16 protein-coding genes, 1 tRNA gene and 2 pseudogenes are annotated in these 20,415 nt (G+C 59.4%); 13 read left to right on the top strand and 6 right to left on the bottom strand.

The annotated features are described in order from the left end of the window. Nucleotides 1–34 precede the first annotated feature (34 nt). A tRNA-Met gene (locus tag HLH21_RS15155) sits at nt 35–111 on the top strand. A 618-nt stretch (nt 112–729) separates the two neighbouring features. Here HLH21_RS15155 and HLH21_RS15150 read toward each other — a convergent pair. After that, nucleotides 730–4,527, bottom strand: a complete 3,798-nt coding sequence (locus HLH21_RS15150) for an SIR2 family protein (RefSeq protein ID WP_182944594.1) — start codon at nt 4,525–4,527, stop codon at nt 730–732. 10 nt (nt 4,528–4,537) lie between these two features. Next, nucleotides 4,538–4,696, bottom strand: coding sequence for a hypothetical protein (locus HLH21_RS15145; RefSeq protein ID WP_182944593.1), 159 nt, complete (start codon nt 4,694–4,696; stop codon nt 4,538–4,540). A 596-nt stretch (nt 4,697–5,292) separates the two neighbouring features. Between HLH21_RS15145 and HLH21_RS15140 the strand changes: the two genes are divergently transcribed. The 4 genes from HLH21_RS15140 to HLH21_RS15125 all read left to right on the top strand — a co-directional run bounded on the left by HLH21_RS15140 (nt 5,293) and on the right by HLH21_RS15125 (nt 11,598). After that, nucleotides 5,293–8,511, top strand: a complete 3,219-nt coding sequence (locus tag HLH21_RS15140; protein WP_456305465.1) for a hypothetical protein — start codon at nt 5,293–5,295, stop codon at nt 8,509–8,511. A 1-nt stretch (nt 8,512) separates the two neighbouring features. After that, nucleotides 8,513–9,226: a hypothetical protein gene (locus tag HLH21_RS15135; RefSeq protein ID WP_182944591.1), complete on the top strand. Its 714-nt coding sequence runs from the start codon at nt 8,513–8,515 to the stop codon at nt 9,224–9,226. A gap of 527 nt (nt 9,227–9,753) precedes the next feature. Then, nucleotides 9,754–11,082: a hypothetical protein gene (locus HLH21_RS15130; RefSeq protein WP_182944590.1), complete on the top strand. Its 1,329-nt coding sequence runs from the start codon at nt 9,754–9,756 to the stop codon at nt 11,080–11,082. A gap of 3 nt (nt 11,083–11,085) precedes the next feature. Continuing rightward, nucleotides 11,086–11,598, top strand: coding sequence for a hypothetical protein (locus HLH21_RS15125; protein WP_220789850.1), 513 nt, complete (start codon nt 11,086–11,088; stop codon nt 11,596–11,598). Between the two features lie 550 nt (nt 11,599–12,148). Here HLH21_RS15125 and HLH21_RS15120 read toward each other — a convergent pair. From HLH21_RS15120 to HLH21_RS15115, 3 genes are all read right to left on the bottom strand, one after another. Continuing rightward, nucleotides 12,149–13,266, bottom strand: a protein-coding gene (locus HLH21_RS15120) for an IS3 family transposase (RefSeq protein WP_182944589.1) whose coding sequence is annotated in 2 segments (ribosomal slippage) — nt 12,149–13,014 and nt 13,014–13,266 — 1,119 coding nt in all. Because the reading frame shifts where the segments join, the coding sequence is not laid out codon by codon here. A 133-nt stretch (nt 13,267–13,399) separates the two neighbouring features. Then, nucleotides 13,400–13,531 (bottom strand): hypothetical protein, encoded by a 132-nt coding sequence (locus tag HLH21_RS17195; RefSeq protein WP_264811649.1) that lies wholly within the window; start codon nt 13,529–13,531, stop codon nt 13,400–13,402. Between the two features lie 136 nt (nt 13,532–13,667). Beyond that, nucleotides 13,668–13,907: a hypothetical protein gene (locus HLH21_RS15115; RefSeq protein WP_182944588.1), complete on the bottom strand. Its 240-nt coding sequence runs from the start codon at nt 13,905–13,907 to the stop codon at nt 13,668–13,670. A 26-nt stretch (nt 13,908–13,933) separates the two neighbouring features. Here HLH21_RS15115 and HLH21_RS15110 point away from each other — a divergent pair, with 26 nt between their 5' ends. From HLH21_RS15110 to HLH21_RS15090, 5 genes are all read left to right on the top strand, one after another. Further along, the gene (locus tag HLH21_RS15110) at nt 13,934–14,281 is read left to right on the top strand and encodes a hypothetical protein (protein ID WP_182944587.1); all 348 of its coding nucleotides are present in this window, start codon (nt 13,934–13,936) and stop codon (nt 14,279–14,281) included. Between the two features lie 259 nt (nt 14,282–14,540). After that, entirely contained in the window at nt 14,541–15,479 is a 939-nt protein-coding gene (locus HLH21_RS15105) for a TauD/TfdA dioxygenase family protein (RefSeq protein ID WP_182944586.1), read from the top strand. A 34-nt stretch (nt 15,480–15,513) separates the two neighbouring features. Then, the gene (locus tag HLH21_RS15100; RefSeq protein ID WP_220789849.1) at nt 15,514–16,554 is read left to right on the top strand and encodes an ABC transporter substrate-binding protein; all 1,041 of its coding nucleotides are present in this window, start codon (nt 15,514–15,516) and stop codon (nt 16,552–16,554) included. A gap of 80 nt (nt 16,555–16,634) precedes the next feature. Beyond that, nucleotides 16,635–17,363, top strand: coding sequence for an ABC transporter ATP-binding protein (locus HLH21_RS15095; protein WP_220789848.1), 729 nt, complete (start codon nt 16,635–16,637; stop codon nt 17,361–17,363). Continuing rightward, nucleotides 17,357–18,169, top strand: coding sequence for an ABC transporter permease (locus HLH21_RS15090; protein WP_182944584.1), 813 nt, complete (start codon nt 17,357–17,359; stop codon nt 18,167–18,169). The genes HLH21_RS15095 and HLH21_RS15090 overlap by 7 nt, the downstream gene beginning before the upstream one ends. An 18-nt stretch (nt 18,170–18,187) precedes the next feature. Here HLH21_RS15090 and HLH21_RS16925 read toward each other — a convergent pair. Continuing rightward, a pseudogene (locus tag HLH21_RS16925) lies at nt 18,188–18,310 on the bottom strand (ATP-binding protein); the annotation flags it as partial. A 496-nt stretch (nt 18,311–18,806) separates the two neighbouring features. Here HLH21_RS16925 and HLH21_RS15085 point away from each other — a divergent pair. The 3 genes and pseudogenes from HLH21_RS15085 (at nt 18,807) to HLH21_RS17080 (ending at nt 20,307) form a co-directional block, all read left to right on the top strand. Further along, the gene (locus HLH21_RS15085) at nt 18,807–19,388 is read left to right on the top strand and encodes an RNA polymerase sigma factor (RefSeq protein WP_182944583.1); all 582 of its coding nucleotides are present in this window, start codon (nt 18,807–18,809) and stop codon (nt 19,386–19,388) included. After that, nucleotides 19,324–19,509 (top strand): annotated as a pseudogene (locus tag HLH21_RS17275) (FecR/PupR family sigma factor regulator); the annotation flags it as partial. The gene HLH21_RS15085 and the pseudogene HLH21_RS17275, both read left to right, overlap by 65 nt. A 351-nt stretch (nt 19,510–19,860) precedes the next feature. Further along, on the top strand, nt 19,861–20,307 hold the full coding sequence (locus HLH21_RS17080) for a hypothetical protein (protein WP_246379838.1): 447 nt from the start codon (nt 19,861–19,863) through the stop codon (nt 20,305–20,307). Nucleotides 20,308–20,415 lie beyond the last annotated feature (108 nt).

Below are 20,415 nucleotides of genomic sequence, written 5' to 3'. Positions count from 1 at the left end.
GTCGCCGCCAGGTCTTCCAGTCCACCTTTACCACCGCGGGGTGGAGCAGCCCGGTAGCTCGTCAGGCTCATAACCTGAAGGTCATAGGTTCAAATCCTATCCCCGCAACCATACACATAAAAATTATCAATTAAATCAGTGTGTTGTGGATCATCCATCAATGGCGTATCCCGTACGGTCGAAGAAACTACACGATTTCAATCGTTTAACATAAACAGGTTCAAATCGGGACAGGTTCAAATCGGGGTTGAACACTCGCAACCAGATACATGCAGGTCGTGGAGACGGTGGTTGTCAGTACAACGAGCGCTACGACGGCGAAGCGGTCTCAACGTAGAAATTCGAATCCCTCTCGATCTGCCAGCCCCGCCGATTTCCAGCTATGACCCGATATTCTCGCTGATTGCCACACGACACCAAGCGGGATAAAGGCCGTCGATTCTACGCTTGCCCTTCGTCACAACCGCCGCTCATACGCCATAGCCCGTTTCGCATCTGGTCGGGCATGACCGGATTGGGGCCGTTTGCTGACTAGCAGGTTTCGGAGAATGATCGGGAGATAGCTGCCGTTTGCGCACCTCCGCCGACGTTACAGCTATAAGAGCTCTCGATTGAGTCTTCTGGAAGCTGCCGTGCATTCATCATCAACATGGGTAGAATCGGCGGTCGATATTAGTGATTACGATTCGACCGCTTTGAAACGCTGACAATGCGTTTCCGCCCGTTCGCTCAGCTGGCACGCCGGCGCCGCAGCTCTGACAAACGGGGATCAGCCCGGGTTTCACGCGCCTCGGAGAGGACGTCGAGAACCTCCTCGATTTTGTACGGCCAGAGCGTCGTGTCCTCGGCGAGGATCGCCCAGAGAAGGTCGAGCATGGCGGCGGGATAGATCAGCGCTGGATGATTTTCGGCCTCCGAGCGGAGCATGAATCGGTGCAGCATTCCGCCCCGGACCGGCACCAAACGCGGCAGAACCGCTTGCACAACCTGCGGGAATAGGTCGCCGCTCGCCAAGGCGAGGTCGACGAGGCGGGTCGACATTTTCGGGGTCCGCACCGCCCGGTGGTTCGGCCAGACGTCTGTGACGAACGAGACTAGGCGCGCGCGCCACTTGGCCTCAGGATCCGCCGACCAATGCTCAAGATGCCACAGAATCTGCCCGCGTAGGTCGTCGTCACTCTCGACGAGGATCTCGCGAAGCTCGGCGCTCGTAACGAGCTGCTCGGGTGGATCGGCCTCGGGATCTCCGCCCCAGCCGATCAGCAGGAAGCCGCCGATGACACTGGCTTCGGCGCGACGGCGCCTGGGCGACATGGCCCGCGCGAGAAGCCCCGGTTTCAGGCGCTCGTACAGCACTCGGCTCGGCGCCCGTGCCGCCCAGAGAATGCCATCCCACAGCGCGTCGCCGTCGTCGCCCTCGTCATCCACTACGGTCAGCAGGTTTGCCGTGGTCCAGGCGGGTGCGATTGCGAACAGCCAGTTGATTTGGAACCCGAGCATTACGAGTGCGTGGCGGCGCATGTCGCCTGGCAGCGCAAGCAGCTGCTCGTGACGGCGCGTCCAGTCTTCGGGGAAGCCCTGGCCCAGCTCGCGGCCCTTAGTCGACGGGTCCTTCATGAGCAGGCTGACGAGCTTGCCGACGGGCGCGTTCAGCGCGTCGTTCGCCCAGCTGCTGTCGACGCGGTGCCTGCGGTGGTCGTCGCGCAGAGGCAGCGCGGCCATCAGCGGATCCCACAAGCGGTCCAGCACAGTTGCGAGCTCGCCGAAAAGGCGCTCGCCCAAGGCATGCAACCATTCGGCCGCCGGATAGGCGATGGTGCTGAGCGCCGCCGGCGGCAAGGATGCGAGGCGACCGCCGATCGCCCGTGCGAGCCGCGCAGGATCGGTCTTGCGCTTCTCGGCATAGAGGAAGGCCGACCAGAAGGAGAGCGGGACGTCGCCCCGGCGCGCGGCGTCGGTGAGGGCTGCGAGCGCACGCGCGGGCTTCTCCTCGGCGAGACCAATGAATGGACGCCGCTCGACATAGTCGAAGAATTCAGACTGGCCCGCCTGCCGGGCGCGCTCAAGGATCTCGCTGATCGGCACATGGTCGAGCACGCACGGATTGGCATCTGTGTCGATGCTGCGGACGACCGGCGCGTTTGAGTCCGCGGCTTCCTCGCCAGAGCGCTCTGACCACCCTTCCGCGATCGGACGAAGCGCCGCCATTTCCGCCTCGATGTCGAACGAGAAGGCTAGCCCCTGGCGGGACAGCCAATGCAGGCGATCGAGCCGATAATGGGCCTCGGCGCGTGCCTTCCCGCCGCGCGTGTTGTCCGACCAGGGGAAGGTCGTGGTGAGGATGCGCTGCTCGAATCGAGCTCGATCCTCGGCCGAGAAGTCGGGCCAACGGTCGCGGATTGCATAGAGAAGGTCGCGCTGCTGCTCCGAGCCCCAGAACATATCATCGGGGAAGCCGAACAAGATGTTCGCCGCCTCCGCAGCCGGAACGATCCTCTTACTCGCCGCCCAGATGCGCAGGCGGCCGAAGATGTAATGGTCGTCTCCCCGCCATTGGGCGATCTCGCCACGCGCGCGCTCGGGCGCGACCTCCACCAACCGTTCCATCAGCTGGAGGAATAGCGCGATCGGGCCCGTGAGGCCGTAGCTATCGTAGGCGATCGGAGGGGCACCGTCGTCCGGCCGTGTCGTCTGCATATAGACATAGTCGTGGCCGGAGATTTCGGCTTCCAGCGAACGTGCCAAGTCGAGGTTCTCGCGAAAGCGTGTGACCGCATAAGCGAGCTGCTCGTCGGGTATCGGCAACAGCTCGTAGGGATGCGGATAGTCGACATCGTAGGAGACCAGCGGATTCGGCCGGTTGCTGTCGGTCCAGGAGAGCGGATGCGGCGCGCCGAACTTGCGGTCGACCTTCAGCCGGGGCCGGAACAGCGCCGCATAATCGCGCACCCGCGCTTCCGACCAGCCCTCTCGTGCGACCCGCTGATTGAGCTCGAAATAGCCCGGGTTGGGTTCCACCCGGCGATCGGACCAGCTCGCGATTAGGAAGCGCCAGCCGCGCTGAATGTCGTCGGGCCAGCGGTCCGGGTCTTGGCGGAGCCAGGCTTCGATCATCTCGACGATGCGCGGATGGAGGGGACCACGAGCCGCCGCCCACCACAGGGCGACCGGCTGATGAGCGACGCGGTGGAACCAGATGCCGAGGTGGCCGAGGCGCGTGCTGAGCGGTCCGGTAAGGTTGGCTCGGTCGCCGCAGAAGTCGCCGAACCCGGTTTCCTGCCAATCCTCCTGATCGAAGCGGGTCGGCGCGAAGACGCTCCACGAGCCTTCGGGCACCTTCCGCTCTCGAAAGGCATCGTCCTCGTCGACCGGCTGCGGCGGTGTGTCGAAGTCGAGCGACAGGCTCTCATAGGGATCGATCCGCTCGCTGGATTCTCCATAGGGATCGATAGGGCCCGGTTTGTCGAAGCGCTGGCACGGATCGAGCGCGAGCAGCCATGATGCCGGCAGCGGTGTGTCGGCGATGCTGACGCGTCGGGTGCCCTCTCGGGTCGAGAGCACATGGGCGATTTGACCGCGCACATGCGAGTCGAGTGCAGCGGGTCCCGCAGACGCGGATTCGAGTAGACCGGCGTACCAGCCATCGACGTCGCGTGCGCGTTCGGCCCAAGCTGCAAGACTATCCCACAGTGGATCATAGCCTTGGCTGTTGTCGAAAGGAATCGCTCGCACGCCGCGATGCTCCCAAAGTGCGGCATCGTCGGCGTTGCTACCTGGCTGGAATGCGAACAGCCGGCTGCGATTGCCGGCGTGGAGATTGAGCGCTTCGAGTAAGTACTGGACGGGCGGATCGTCGGCGCCGTAGCCGACGAAGACGATCTGGAAGCGCGCAAGCAGCGACTGCATGAAACGGGTCGCCCAGCCATCGGACAGATAGGCGCGGCCGAAGTCGGCGCTGGAGACAATGAACTCCTCGTCGCCCGGGGCTGAATAATCGGCATTCACGCGGCCGTGGAGATGCACGATCCCGTCGAAGCCGGCACTGCGGGGATCGGGCAGCACCGGCGGTCCGGAGGAGGCTATGCCGGGGGCCCCCGCCTCGAACAGCAGGTCGAAATTGGTGGTGACCAGGCGGATCGTGCCGTCGCGTCCGCGGGACAGGTCGATCAGGGTCCGGTGCGCGCTGAGGTCGGGATCGTCCGAGGGCTTGATGGAACGCGCGACGGCGTTCTGGACATCGCGCTGCTCGAACTCGCGTTCGAGCAGGCTGAAGATGCGATCGGTGGCAATGAGCCCGCCGACGCCGTCGATCGGGTCGAGCTCCTTGATTCGGCGGAACAGCTTGCGGGCGAGGCTTTTCTCGCCAGCTCCGAGGAGATCGATGACATCGCCGCCCAGCTTGAGAAAGTCGGGCAGGCCGGCGCAGTGGCGGGAGACGCCTGCGCCGCAGAAGAAGATGACGTCGCCCGCGTCGCGCGCGATCAGAAGATCATCTGGGATCGAGGGGCCGTTGGCGAGGAAGCGCATAGGCGAATGTCTAACCCGGATCGGCTGGGCTTGCATCGCCGATGCCGCCGTCGCTCTCTGGTGTCGGCTGCGGCACGCGCCAGCCCTCGCCGACATAGACGCCGAAGCTATGTAGCACGTTGCGTGCGGCATTTGAGACCATCTGAAGGTTTTCGTCAACGCTCAGCACGCGTTGAAGAACGTGCCCATCGGGGCGAGTTGCATGTCGACGACGTCGTTAACGCGGAGTGGCAGCCTTGCCCGTCTGTTGTTCGATGCGGACCCACCTTATGTAGTAGAGAAGCATGCAAGCGTCCGACATGATAACCGTCGAAGCGAAATCAATCTGACGTCCGCTTCTGAGAAATCAGTGAATGGGCTCGAATGGCCGACATGAGGGCGCGAAGCAGACGTCTGATGGATGTCAGCCAGCTCTGCCGTCCCCTTACGTCTATTTGGGAGGGGTATAGAGGGCTATGGAGTAGGTATAGTTCTCATCACTATCTCGCATGTCTCGCTATCAAAATGTAGAGTAGTAGTATAGCGCGTTCTAGGAGGCTGGACTGTAGAATCGGTGTTCTCTATGTTGCTTTCCAACAAAACGCCCGGCACCAATGCGCTCAAAGTGGAGCGTTCACCCGGCCGAAGGCCGCGAGCATCTCCTGTAGTATACGCCGCAGCCAGCTTGCAGGGGGCGCTGCGTCGGCTATAGTCATTTCGAATGCACGCATCTTCACGTTTGGTTCCATTCGGAGCGATGCGCAACGTTTGGAGTTCTCAGTGCCTATGGTCCCTACTGTCAACGATTTGCCCAATGGGCTGATTGCGAGTTTGGCGGAGCGGGAAATCTCGGTCTGGGTTCACGGCGTAGCTTCCAGCGAGGCGGAACGACACGCGCTCGCGCGCATGCTCAAGCTCCCGTGGAAGCAGGCGTTTCTTGATGAGGCGGACTCCCTCCTGACGGCCGAACTCGAGAACACGGACGATGATCCGTACGTTGGCCGGCGCGGGTTCTTACACGTCGTGGACAGCGACCCGTCGCGTATCGAGCTGCCTCCGCGATCGCTGCCGATCTTCCTTCTTGGCGGTCAGGACGGACGGGGATCTACGTTCGAGCAGCAGCTCCGGCGTATGACCATGTTGGAGGAGTTGCGCCGCTCCAGCATTAGACAGCTCGTAGTAATCTCTAGCGGAGGCGATGGACCGCCCCTCGGAGTGACCGAATTATGGGCGGCCGATTTCAGGACGCGCCTTACGCTAATCGACGCTTCGCCCGGAGTTGCGGAGCAGTTGGGCGTCTGGCTGGAAGAAAACGGCTCGGGACCGACGCCTTTGGTCGTCTCGATGCCCGGCATGGCTTTCGCTACGTCGCTCGTCGATGCGTTCGATGCGGCCTATCGCGACGAGCGGCTCACGGTCCGCCGGCGTGACGGAAGTGATGCAATTAGCGAGCTGGACCTTTCCCGTGTAGATGACCCGGAACGGCCGCTGTTGAGTAATTATGACATAATCCTTGCCCGTGATCTTGCCGTTACCGACCCGGACGAACTGCCTGAGGACGCGTTCAACGCTTTCTTTTGCGGAGAGGCTCAGGACTGGCGTGCTTTCGCGGCGGGTCTGCCTTGGGTCAGGAGCGACGAGGCGTGGCGACGGCTCTGCGGCCAGCTCCGTCGCCTTGATGCCATCGGCTCTCCAGAGAATCGCGTCGCGTATATTATGTCGGAGCCGGGCGCAGGCGGAACTACGCTTGCCCGTCATCTTGCTTTTAGCGCGGCTCGCGCGGGCTATCCTACCCTGGTGGCGAAGGATTTGCCGTTCACACCGGACTCGCTCCCGGTCATAAACTTCCTCACCCGTGCGAAGCAACGCAGCGAAGACGGGCTTGCGAATCAGAATGCTGTCGATGTGCAAGATAGTGATGCGTCGTCTCGCATCTACGAGACGCCTTGGCTGATAGTTTTCGATCGTATGCACTGGGAGTTCCGGGACACGGAGCTGCGCCGATTTCTTCATCAGATCGAACAGGCCGGGCGCCCAGTATGCATCCTGGTCGTCTCCGGCCCGATCAGAGAGGCAGGCTTCTACGACACTTCACGTTTCAAGCTACTAGCCGAGCTTCATCATATGCTTGACCAGGATGAAGCGATCCAGCTTGGACACCATCTGAATCGTTTCCTCCGTCGCTACGGAAAAGAGCGACCGGATTGGCAGTGGCGGAGTTTTCAGGAGGCACATTCGGTCCGTCTGCTCGAAGGGTTGGCGGCATTCTGGATCACCCTAAGCTTTTGGCTTCAGACGCAATATGATCTGACCGAGTCCATCCAAGAGTGGGTTTACCGTGTATTCAATGACCGGGTTGATACACTCGCATTGAAGAAGGCTGTGCTCCAGATTGCGGCACTGAGTTCCGAACGGTTACCTATGCCCGAAATGTTGTTCGAACAGAGCATCAATGGCTGGCCGCTCCCGCTTCTCCTTGACGACCGCAGATCGAACCTTTCCCCGCTTGGACTCATCCGGCTTTCAGATGGGGGCGACAAATATTGGGCGCTAACCCACGATATCCTCGGCCGGTTTCTCATCAATGCCATCTTCTACGATCACGGCGCACGCACTGCGCTTGGGTTCGACGAAGCGAAGGACGCAGAGCATCTGCGATTTCTTATATTACGGGAAGTTTCTAGCAAGCCGTCACTCGGCGAGGTTGACGGGATTAGCTACGGAGAAGAGTTCGCGACCACGGTGTTCAAGGTCGATCCCGATCATGGACGTGCTAGCTGGGTCCATATCTGGCGCGACGTGCTCTCAGCACTAGACGGCATGCCGCAGTCGCTTCGCAACGGCAGCCGTGTTTTCCGTCATCATACGGCCATCTCTAGGCGTCGCATCGCTTGGCTTGATGAAGCTGCATACGGCGTGCTCGCTGTTGACCGGGTTTCGCTGCTTAAGCGCGCGGTGGATGATATTCTCTACGCGTTGCAATCCATCGAACGTTCTCCAGGCGGTGAACCCGACGTCAATCTCTATAACTCTCTCGCGAACGCGTATTTTGATCTCGCCCGAGTGCGAGCCATGCAGGACGCCGCGCCCGAAGAACTGGCGGAACTGAGGAGACTTGCTTCGGATGCGACGCGGCATGCGTATGAGGAAAGTCCCTCAAGCCCCTATGTAATCGAGACGCACGTCAAGAGCCTCATCGTTTCTGCGGAAGAAGCCGGTGCTGGTGCCGCCGCCTACTGTATCGAGGCATTGGAGATCGTTTACGCGGCTATCCGGAATGATCAGAACGATCTTCGGCATTACGCACTCACGACCTTGGCCGACCGTGCTGTCAGCATTCTTCTTGCCGGTAGCGTTGTTGCCAATCGGCGGGACGAGCCTGACGGGCCTGCGGACGTTCTCGTTCGTGGATGGCTGGCTCTTGCAGCGCCGCTCGGAGGGCGAGCGCCATCGTCGTTGGAGGAAGTTCCGACCGATGTGCTGGAAGCCGTTCTTGCGGAGCTAGATCACCCCGCCGGCGAAGGAAACCCACAAGTATTGCGGTTCAAATACCAAGTGCTGGTGACGATCTCCCCCTTTGATTTCGGACGCCAGACAGAGGTGTTGGATCAACTGATTGCAACCGACTACCGGTTATCTCCGCAATTGCGGCTGGAGTATGCGCTCCTTCTATTCCAGAGCATGCGAACAGACGAGGCTGATCGACAATTTCGCGGACTCAGGGCCCTGTGGCGGGAAACCGACATCTTCGGTCAGGTTCCGGAGCGGCTCCGCTGGCTCTTGCAGCCCGGCGAACGACGGCTACGCGTCGTTACTGGCGTTGCGGCTTATGACCATGGTCACCGCGCTATGGCTCGCGTTCGAGAGTTCGCGCGGTTTGATGTGCCCTATCGTCCACAGGAATTCGGCGTACGGGAGCACATCCCAGGGACAGTATTTGCCGCTCATGTTTCATTTGGGCATAACGGCGCCTTTCTGCGTCCCGTGACTGCGCAACCGCGCTGACATGGCAGCCGCCGAGATGGATTTTGTTGCCCGCTATGCGCTGTCTCAGGGTTGGAGTCTGAAGCCTAGAACGATTCTGGTCGAAGGGACGTCCGATGTGGCACTTTTCGGCCTCGCCGCTCGACTATTCTGTCGTTCGACCGGAAAGGATCTTCTAGGTGATCTTGCGATCCTCGCCGCTGGCGAGGGCGATCGGGGGGGAACTCATGGTGTGGTTCGTGAACTCGTCACCATGCGTAATCTCTCGCGAGCTTATCTGTCGCCAGCCGGCCGCCCTGTTTATCGGGTGATTGGTTTGTTCGATAACGATGTCGCTGGGCAGAAGGCGGTGAAAGGCGCCCGGAACGTGGATGCCAGCATCATCGAGTATCGTGATGTCTTCCGATTGCGGCCGAAGATGCCCTTGAGAGGAAATTTAGATCATGTGGCATTGAAGCGAAGTTTCGAGGAGCAGAATGAAGCCTACAAGGGGCTGAGCTGGGAGCTGGAGGACTTAATTGGCCCAGCACTGATGGAACTCTTCCTTGATGAGCACCCGACAGCCTTGATGCGGGAGCATGTCATGTTCGACCGCACGCATCGGGAGCTGACCCGCGATGGAAAAAGTCGATTGGTGAGATTCTGCCAAATCCATGCTGATTTGGCAAACCTCAATGATCTGGTGACGACCATGCATGCCATCAGACATTATCTCGTATTGCCGACATTGGCCTGACAATAATCTAACGAAAGTCATTTGGCTCGATCTGGCGCAATGCGTCCTAAATCGCCAGACGGCTAACTGCCTATTTCCCACATCGAAGATTGAAGCTGAACCGCATCGCCATCCGATTCTATCCGGTCCGACAAAGCGGCCTCACGAGAGGAGAGCTATAGCGAACCATAGGTGCCTATAGCGCAGACATAGTGCCTATCTTCATCGTTCCCGGCCCGCCGAACACCGTCGATTGTACGATTTCATCTGCTGCGACCGCCGATCGCCGCATTCGGGGAGCAGTGGATTTCCACCAATGAATGAACATCAGAACAGCCGCTCGTACGCCGTGGCGCGCTGGTCCACAAGCGCCACTTCACGACGAACTTGGGGTACATTGACCCGGTGTCACTTTGGAGGACGTCCTATGGTTCTGCTAAGACTCTTGGCTGCAAATGCGTCGCTCAACGTGAGCATTGAGGGCATGCAACGAGATCCGTATCCCGGTCCATCTACTACTGCTAAGGTCAAGCTCCGGGGGATGAGGTATGGCCTATAAGAAATTGACGCTCAAAGCGCTCTTGGTGAACAGTGCAAACGATCGGCACGGCGAGTTGGAGAACGAAACGGCCGCCATCGCTTGGCTCTTCACGCATCACGAAAGCGCTATGCGAAAGCTGGCAAAGGACCTCGCTGAGACAGGCGAGATTTACGAGCCGCCACTGGTTTGGCCCGACGGCGTGAATTACGTCGTCTTCGACGGCAACCGCCGTGTTACCTGCCTCAAGCTCATTTCGCAGCCGAAGCGCGCGCCTAGCCTCGAGCTGCAAGCCTTCTTCAAGGGGTTGAAGGCGAGCTGGAAAGGCGTCTTTCCCGACCGGCTAGACTGCCAGATTGAAACCGATCGCGAGCGGATCGACGAAATCCTCCTGAGGCGACACACCGGCACGCGGGGCGGTGTTGGCCGCAACCCTTGGACAGACCGGATGACGGCGACATTCGTCGAACGAACCGGCAAGGGCAGCGGCGTGAACATCGCCGATGAGATCGAGAAGCGCCTGGAGGCCGCCAGTATGTTGCCGGGGAAAAAGATACCTTGGTCGACGGCCAACCGGCTTCTCTCTTCCGAAGGACTACGCAATCGCGTCGGCATCAGCGTTAGCCGAAGCAAGTTCCAGCTCACCCACCCTGAGCCTTTGGTGCTACCCATCTTCCGACGCATCTCCGAGGATCTGGCTAACCGTAATGTCGTGCTGGGCGACCTGTGGGACAACGAAGGCAAGGTCGCCTACCTTGATCGCCTAGAGATCGAAGGCGTCCTCCCGTTGCCGCCATTGCCGTCGCCGTCCGCGCCAAGGGGACCGAGGCCGGGTCCTGGCACTGGTCCCGGTCCAGGCGCTTCGCCGAGCCCACCGCTGCCGCCACCCGCCAAGCCGATCAAGCGCACGACCTTGGTTCCGCAGGTGAGCCACGCGGTGGTCTGGCAGGCTCATGTGCAGCGCCAGCGGCAAATATGGGACGAACTCCAGTTCAAGCTGAAGCTCGACGATCATCCCAACGCCATCTCAGTGCTCTTCCGTGTGCTCTTCGAGTTGTCGGTCGACAACTACATCGCCCGTACTAGCCTCCCCAGTGTCTATCCGAACGACAGCCTGAAAAACAAGGTCAAGAAGGTCGGCGCCGACCTTGAGGCAAAACGGAGAATTGATGGGAAATATGCTGGCATAATCCGAAAGCTAGAGAGCGCTGACGGCATTTTTTCCATCGACACGATGAACCGATACGTTCATTCACCGGACTTCGCGCCCTCGCCGAGCCACCTCACCGCGCTGTGGGATCAGGTGTCGCAGCTCGTCGTAATCTGCCTGAATGCCTAGCCGATGCCGATGAACGGAGAGCTTCGCAGCATCCCGGATCGCATCCTCGGTCTAGGTAGAGCCGCTCTGACCCAGGCGAACCATCACGCGGTGTTCATGGACCCTGGAAACGAGCATTGGCCGTTGATGTCGGTGCTCAATACCGCCCATGCTGGGGAACTGTTTCTCAAAGCGATCATCGCCACCGAACACCCGCTGTTGATCTTCAAGGACCTCGTCACTTTGGACGACAAGAACCTCGACGAGCTTGACCTTGAGCGGCTATTGATGCGTGGGCGGACACACGACTTCGAAAAGCTGCCGCAAGTTCTATGGGCCACCACCGGCCTTAGGATTCCCAATCCCAAGTGCTATGAGCGCCTACGCCAAGCCCGAAACGCGATCCAACACTTTTGCCCACCGAATGATCGCGACCTTAGCGAGCTGTCGTTGGAATTTATCTACACAATCCTCGATCCCTTAATCGCGGACCGGTCGGCATCTACGCAATCGAGCACCACGAAGACCATAGCATAAGCTATGATTATGTTGTGGCTTGTTTGCTCAGGCATGAGCTGCGCTTTTCGCTTCCCGAAGATTTTGCCGTAACCGAGATTGACCTCAATGAGGAGCTTGGCGCCGCGTCAGCCGAGTACCGCACTTGGTTCCGTGAAGCTCTGGCGCACATCAACAAAGCCGACCTCCTTAAAGTCTAACGACGTTCAACGTCTGCTTCTTGGCCAGCGGCCAATGTGCCCTCCTGAGGATTACATTGATGTCTGACGCGTGCTGCATGCCTGCAACGATATTCCGACCTGGAGGAACGGTCCGAATGCGGAGGAAGTGTCCTATGAGCGGCCGCTTCCTCAACTGGGCGGCACCGCTCCAGCGGAGATAAACCGAGCATCTGTTGAGAGTTGAAACGTTAATGTTCTGATATTGATAAATTATATTTCTACCTGAAGTGAATGTGGGAATCGGTGCTTGCGTGCCCCCGCAACCATATATTCCATTCAAAACCCTGCCAAGTCAGTGACTTGGCAGGGTTTTTTGTTGCAAGCCACGTGACCCTGCCCCGAACGTGCCCTCAGTTTTGAGTTAGGGTCTGTGGGTTGCTGTATGCCGTGCCGGCCTGTTGAGCGAAAGCCTCTGGTGTCATGCCATTGAGGCTGGTGTGGGGCCTGACGGCGTTGTAGTCGGCTCGCCAGTCGTCGATGACCGTCCGAGCATGGCTGATGTTGCGGAACAGATGCTCGTTGAGGCATTCGTCCCGGAACCGCCCGTTGAAACTCTCGACGAACCCGTTCTGCTGCGGCTTTCCCGGTGCGATATAGTGCCACAGCACCGACCGCTTTTCCTGCCAGGCCAGGATCGCATTCGAAGTCATCTCGGTACCGTTGTCACTGACGATCATCAGCGGCCAGCCGCGATGTTCCCCGATCCGGTCGAGTTCGCGGCCGAGCCGTTCGCCTGACAACGACGTATCCGCCACCAGCGCGAGGCATTCGCGCGTGTAGTCGTCCACCACCGTCAGCACGCGGAACCGCCGTCCGTTGTTCAGCGCGTCCGAGACGAAATCCAGGCTCCAGCGCTGGTTCGGCCCGTCGGGCAGCATCATCGGCGAGCGCGTGCCCAGCGCCCGTTTCCGGCCGCCACGCTTGCGGACCGACAGCCCTTCCTCGCGATACAGCCGGAACAGCTTCTTGTGGTTCATTGCCAGCCCCTCCCGGTCGAGCAGGATATGCAGGCGCCGATAGCCAAATCGCCGTCGCTCCGCAGCCAGTTCGCGCAGCCGCCCCCGCACTGCGGCATCATCCGGGCGGCGTGACGCATAGCGCCACGTCTTCGGGTCCATGCCAATGAGCCGGCAGGCCCGTCGCTGCGAATAGTCTTTCGCCCGGATCGCCCAGGCCACGGCGTCCCGCCGCAAACCGGGCGTCACGAGTTTTTTGCCAGCAGTTCCTTCAGCATCGAGACGTCCATCACGCTCTCCGCCAGGAGCCGCTTCAGCTTTGCATTCTCTTCTTCCAGAGCCTTGAGCCGCCGCGCTTCCGACACCTCCATCCCGCCGTATTTCGACCGCCAGGTGTAAAATGTCGCATCGCTGATCCCGTGCTTGCGACACAGATCCGCAGCCGTTGCGCCCGCCTGATGCTCCTTCAGGATCCCAATGATCTGGTCCTGGGTGAAACGCGCTTTCTTCATCGTCCGTCTCCAATGGACAGACCTTACTTCAAATCGAGGGCATTTCAGGGGGCAAGGTCAATCTCAACAAAATCAATCACTTGGTTTCACAGGTTCAAATCGGCACCGCAGTACCCGCAACCAATTGCGATATTCATCTGGTAGATTCCGCGCGGAGCGGACCAGCACGCGGTTTGGAGAGGGGCGCCGGCTGCGCGCCGATCGCGGCGATCCGTTCCAGCGCGACATGGATGCCGCCCCAGTCCATGCTGATACCGATTGTCATGGAAAAGCCTCCTCTGCTGCCCTATATGAAGAGTGTGGCGTGCAGCGACACCGGTGATATTCAGCCGACCATAGGACCGCCCTCGGGCGGGATCGTTTGTGGGGTTCTGGCTGGCCCCATCTGCACGCCGTATCCCTCATTCATCGTCATCAGCCTCTCCGCCATCGGGCAGCACCTCCAGATTGCCCGACAGGATCTGCACGCCGCGAAGCGCATTGCGCGCCTTCTCCTTCGTCGTGCGATGGAATGACAGCAGGTAATTCTCCGACCCATCCGTCGTCGCCTTCACCGCCGCGCGATATAGCCGCCCGTCATGATGCAGCAGCAGCAGACGCCGGTCGCCCTGCCGGGCCACGACATGCGGCCCCGCCAGCACCTGCGGTACCAGACGGTAACGCGCTGATGAACGAGGTGATGGACGTCATCAAGGGTTTCGGGGGATCCACGCGGCGAGGCTGCTGGGCGAGGATGGCGTCGTGCTGGGGAAATGCCGCCGGGCCTACGATCGAGCAGAGGATTGTCGACCACGACGCGGCACGAGGGCAGAAACCCGCATGCGAACCGCTCTCGTTTCTGGAACTGGCGCACGATCTCAAATCCGTCTGGCAGGCGCCGGCGGCGGACGTCCGGCTCAAAAAACGGATCGTCCGGACATTGGTGCAGGAGGTTGGCGTGTTCTATTATTATATTGGATACACTATATCATTTCGTAATGAAAACAAGATGGCTGCGTGGAGATATGCCGAATAAGTCATGAATATTCAGTCTGTTAATCTGATGTTTCAGCTTCATGCGCCTGCGTTATGCCTTCATTGCGTCGGGAGAAACTCATGTATAGTACGGAGGGAGATGGGAAGTTCAAAGCTGCTGTCATAACCGCAGAGTTGAAATTACATATTCATTTGAAATGGGATTTCTCTGAACGTCTTTTCTGGGCACTTTAATAAATAATTAGGAATGGAAGTATTTTACAAAAAGATCGTGTTTTTACCTATAAGGATGTCAAGATATGCCTGGTACAAACAATGAATTCCGTGTGGAGCGGGTGACTGGCAATATCGGTGCTATCATTCACGGGGTGAATGCGGCGGCACCCATCAGTGATGGGCTCGCCGCAAAGCTTCGAGAGGCCTTATGGGAATATAAGGTCATTTTCCTGCGCGATCAGCACGACATGACGGATGAGTCCCAGATTATCTTTGCCTCGCGTATGGGTAAGGTTATTTCAGCCGCGCATCCGACCCATGGCGGCAAGGAAGGCCATCCAATGATTTCCGCATTGGATTCGGAAGACAGGATTACCAAGACAAATCGGTGGCACACGGATACCACCTTCGTGGATACGATCCCGGCCGGTGCGGTATTGCGGGCTATAACATTGCCGCCTTATGGTGGTGATACCATGTGGGCCAATACCGAAAAGGCTTATATGGATATGCCCGAGCATCTCAAGGCTTTCCTTGAAAAGGCCTGGGCTGTGCATAGCAACCGATGGGGTTATGCGCACGCCCGTACCATCGACGGTGATCTGCCGCCGACCAGTGAGGAATCGTCCTTCGGCGCCACGGGATTTTCGGGCAATCCCTTCGAGGCCATTCATCCCCTGATCCGTATTCACCCCCATACAAAGCGTCCGACGATCATAGCGGGCAATCATCTGCGCCATATACTTGGGCTTGGTGCCGCAGCATCATTCGAGATGCTTTCCATAATACAACAATATATTACGGTCGCGGAAAACACTGTTCGCTGGCGCTGGGCGCCCGGTGACATCGCGGTGTGGGATAACGAGGCGACGCAGCACCTGGCTGTCGCCGATTATCACCACCGTCGGGTCATGCATCGTATTTCTCTGGTTGGTGAGCCCCCGGTCAGTATGGATGGCCGGACAGGATATCAACGGATTGGTCATTTCACGCCGATCGTTCCGTCGCCGGTGAGCCTATAAGGACTCTTCCCTGTTCCTGCCGAGAGGAGAGCGCATGGACGATCTTGCGATGGAAAGACGCGTATTTCTGAAGATCGCCGGAATCGGAACTGGATCTCTGGCGTTTGGTGCCGGTATGGCCGATGCCGCGACACCGGTTTCTACGACGATGACGAGCGTCGTGGAACAGTTCGACTGGATCGCGAATAGTCGGATATTGGGGGAAGTGGTTGCTCGGGATCTCGGATATTATGAGGATGAAGGGATTCGATTCAGTATCGCCTTGGGTGGTCCTCACAATACCGGCGTTGCCAGCGTCGCTTCGGGCTATGCCACGCTGGGGCTTCTCTCGTCGAGTCCCACGCTTATGGCGGCACGCGCGGGCGATATCCCCCTTAAATGTATCGCGGCGGGCTTTCAGCGTCATCCGCTGACGTTTTATTCCCTGCCGGACAATCCGATTCGCACCCCACAGGATATGCGGGGCAAACGCATCGGCATTGCCCGGCCCGGATTCAATCTGGTACAGGCCGTGATGAGCAAAAACGGCATCGCCGAAGATGAGGTGCAGATCGTTGCCCTGGGGGGAGATATCGCTCCGCTTTTCAACGGTCAGGTTGATGCCATCAGCGCCTGGGCGACCGATGCGACCAAACTCAAGCCTCTGGGACCGGATCGGGTCGCCCTGTCCCTATGGGATTCTGGCGTACAGCTTTACGCCAATCCGTATTACACGACCGATACCATGTTGCAGGAAAGACCCGAGGTGATCGCGGCATTCCTGCGGGGAACGGCTCGGGGCTGGGCATATGCCAGGGGTAATCCGGAACAGGCCGTTGATATCCTCGTAAGATCCTATCCAATGCTGGATCGGAACGGTGAATTGCTTGCGCTGCGTGCCGCCCTGTCGTTCGTGTTCGATGAGCAAACGAAAATGGAAGGCTGGGGGACCATGAGGAAGGATACGTGGGCGGATCAAATTCGCCTGTTTGACTCCATCGGACAATTTTCGGGTCAGGACGTACCGACCGTCGACGATGTCATGACGTTATCCATGCTGAATGCCACAGCAGATCAGCGGCCAAAAATCGGATGACACATCCTCTTCCGTCCTTACGATCTGATGGAACTGTCATCCGCGGGTCCGCCGTCAGGCTGGAGCATGTTTCGGCCAGAATGTCCGATGATATTTCACGTCCCAACATATTGGAGGATATTTCGCTTTCTCTGCCTGTTTCCAGCTTTACGACGATCATCGGACCGTCGGGATCTGGAAAGTCCACGCTCTTGCGCGTCATCGCGGGGTTGCTTCAACCACAGGCGGGAACCGTCGGCATTCTTGGGGGGACTCCGGCCGAGGCGAGGCGGAATCGGCAGATCGGCTTCGTTTTCCAGGATCCGACATTGCTGCCATGGCGATCGGTGCTTGAGAATGTACGCCTTCCGCTCGAAATCCGTACGTCGTCTCCCAGGACGACCGCCCATTACAGCCCGGTGGAGCTCCTCGAACTCGTGGGCTTGCAGGGCAGGCAGAACGCCATGCCTCATGAGCTTTCTGGCGGTATGCGACAGCGGGTGGCCATTGCCCGGGCATTGGTCTGCAAGCCTGATATTATTCTCATGGATGAACCGTTCGGTGCGCTCGATGAGATCACGCGCGACAAGCTGAACGGTGAAGTGCTGCGGATCTGGCAGGAAACCGGCGCGACGATCATCTTCGTGACCCACAGCATCAGCGAGGCTGTCAGGCTCGGGGAGAGGGTCCTGGTCCTGCGGGCGAATCCTGGACGAATCGAGCGGATTGTCGATATCGATCTTCCCCGGCGTGCCACGGCCGACGATTGTGAAACCCAGACATTCATGGCGTATGTATCGATGCTCCGCCGGCTTCTGGAGACATGCTGATGTTGCAAATGGCAACCGAACGCGCATCCATGGCCCGTCTGCGGCAGAGAGTGAAGCAGGGTATATATTTTCTGTTTCCACCTGTCATGACAGCGATCTGCCTTCTCGCCCTATGGCAGTGCGTGATTTTCTTCTTTCATATTCCAGCTTATGTCGCGCCGGCTCCAGCGGTCATTGCGGGACAACTGATATCCCAACATCATCTGCTTCTGGCCAATCTGTGGCCGACCTGCATCGAAGCCCTTTCCGGTTTTTTACTAGGTAACGGGCTTGCTGTTTGCGTGGCGATCTGGCTTACGCATCATCCGCTGGCGGAGCGTTGCGTGTATCCACTTGCGGTCGTTGTCCATACCATTCCGGTCCTCGCCGTCGCGCCCATTCTGGTCTTGATCCTCGGAACCGGGTACACACCCAGAATCGCCATTGTTGTCCTGGTCTGTTTCTTTCCCATGCTGGTGAATACGGTGCGAGGTCTTAAGTCGGTCAGTCCGCAAACAATCGAACTCATGAAAATATTATACGCCAGCGACATTGAGACACTGGTGAAGGTCCGGGTTCCATCCTCCTTGCCCTTCATATTTTCCGCTCTGAAAGTCACGGCCCCAGCCAGTGTGATCGGGGCGGTTATTGGTGAATGGATCGGCGCGTCCTATGGGTTGGGTTCCATGATCCTCGAAGCGACCTATAATTTTCGCTCACCCCTGCTTTATGCCGCGGTGTTTGCCTGTTCGTTCCTTGCCCTTGTTCTGTTTGTCGTCGTGGCCGTCGTCGAACGGCGTCTCACACGCTGGGCTCCCCTCAACTAGGGCGCGCCAGATTGTTGAATGCCACGGCGGGGCGCCGCCAGACGTGCCGAATGGCAGGTATCCGAGCTCGTCGAGGATCACCAGATCTGCGTGGATCAGACGTTCTGGGATCTGTCCTGTCTCGCCTGCAGCCTTTTCCTGTCGAGGGCGAGTGAGCCCTGAATACCAGTCCGGTAACCTCACGCGTAGCCGCCGGTCGCAATCCGGTCCCGCTCACGCCGGACGGCATCGGCACGTCCTCCCGAAGAGCGCTTCGGCGGTCTGATCACCGAAGGAGGACAGGGGCTGCGACCGGTACCAGGCAAAGCCCTGCTGGGCCCAGCCCGCTCAAGGCCGGACCCCGTAACCAACGATGCTTGCGAATCCCTGTTCGCCTCATTTCGCCGGGCTCGTGGTGTGCGGCTCCCCGCGACCACAGCTTCAAAAAACCCCAGTCCGGAAACGGGCTGGGGTTTTTCGTTTGGCTGCAGGTCGCGGGGTGATCGATCGGAATCTTTGCTTCTCGTGGCAAACCGGGATGCCCCCCGTAGCGAGAGGCGATCTGAATCCTCTCTCGTCATCAAGATGTCACATTTTTGAGCCGGCGAAGCTGCTACGCACGCCGCCGGGATCGCATGGGCATTGAGGTACGGTGGACATGGTCGTGCAGGCGGATCGGCTGGAATGGATTGTAAGGCACATTCTCCCGCACGAACCTCATTTGCGCGTGTGGCTTCGTGGTCTCTCCGGCATCGAGGTCGACGATATTGTCCAGGAAACCTACGCGATCCTGATCGACGCCGATGTCGCACATATCCAGTCACCGCGGGCCTATCTCTTCACGGTCGCGCGCAACCTGGTCCTGCAGCATTATCGCCGCGCCAAAATTATTTCGATTGTCGCACTGGCGGATTTCGACACCCAAAGCATCATGGAAGATGCACCGTCGGTCGAGGAGATCGTCGGCGCCCGGCAGGAACTGGTGCGGCTCCAGGCGACGATGGCGGAGTTGCCGACAAAATGCCGCGAAGTCCTGGTGTTGAGGAGGGTCGAAGGATGGTCGCAGAAACAGGTCGCGCATCATTTGGGCGTTTCAGAAAACGTGGTGGAAAAGCAGCTTGCCCGCGCGCTGAGACTGCTGGGACGCGCGTTCGGCCGGAGCGGGCCGGATCAAAATGAGGTGGCCGGTCGTGAGAAGGCGGGACACCGATCCATCCAGCGACGCCATCGCCCCGGATAATCCGGACGATATTGCGTTCGATTGGGTCGCGCGCCTCGATCGGGGGGCGCTGCCTGCGGAAGAGCAGGCAGCGCTTGACGCGTGGCTGGCTTCGGACACGCGGCATCGGGGTGCGTTCGTCAGGGCGCAGGCAATCTGGCTGTCGCTGGGTCGCGCCCGCGCCCTTCACACGCCACGACCACCCACCATCATGTCTACCGCCCCCCTATCCCAAGGGCGTCGGCATGTGATGCGCTTTGCCGCCGCCGCGGCGTGTGCTGCCCTGGTCGTGCCAGGCCGTTCGCAGGGGCATGAACATGTCTGGCGTACCACTGTCGGGGCCTCCGAGCCAGTGCCTATGGCTGGCGGACGGCTTATCCTCGATCGCGACACCTTATTGATGGGATACGTGGCGGATGGGCGTCCGCTTGAGACACGACTGCTGTGCGGGCGGGTTCGAGGTGACTGGACTGCGGTTCGATCGAACGCGCCCATGATGAAGGCAGGGCAGACGTCGATTTTCCCCGCGGCCGCGTCTTTGGTGGTTCGGCAGTCGGCCCGCGTTACCGAAATACTTGTCCTGGCCGGCGCGGTGCGCGCCGATGCCGGATCGCAGGTATGGTCTCTCGGAACGGGTCAATGGATGCGTATGGGCGACGGCATGCCGCCCCGGTCAGGGACGCTGTCCGCCGATGAGATGTATCGCCGGACGGCCTGGAGCCGCGATACACTCGAATTGCGAACGGAAACATTGGCCGAGGCTGTCGCAATTCTCAATCTCTACAATCATCGTCGCATCGTCGTGCACGGCGCCGCGTTGTCCGCACAACGTCTGGTCGGGGTGTTTCGCCTGAGCGACCCGTCGGCGTTCGTGCGTGCGGTCTGCTCGATCCTGGGGGCGGAGCACGTCGAATCACCGGACAAAATAGACATATTTTGAAATCATTAGCTGTGTCATAAATCTTTCACAATCTTCCTGATGACCGGTGTGGCGGATTCCGTTTCTCCGCGCATCCTTCCGCTGAAACGCTCATTCAGCCAGGAAGCG

Source organism: Gluconacetobacter johannae, assembly GCF_014174305.1.
Taxonomy (GTDB): domain Bacteria; phylum Pseudomonadota; class Alphaproteobacteria; order Acetobacterales; family Acetobacteraceae; genus Gluconacetobacter; species Gluconacetobacter johannae.
This window is presented reverse-complemented; position numbering and strand designations above follow the sequence as displayed.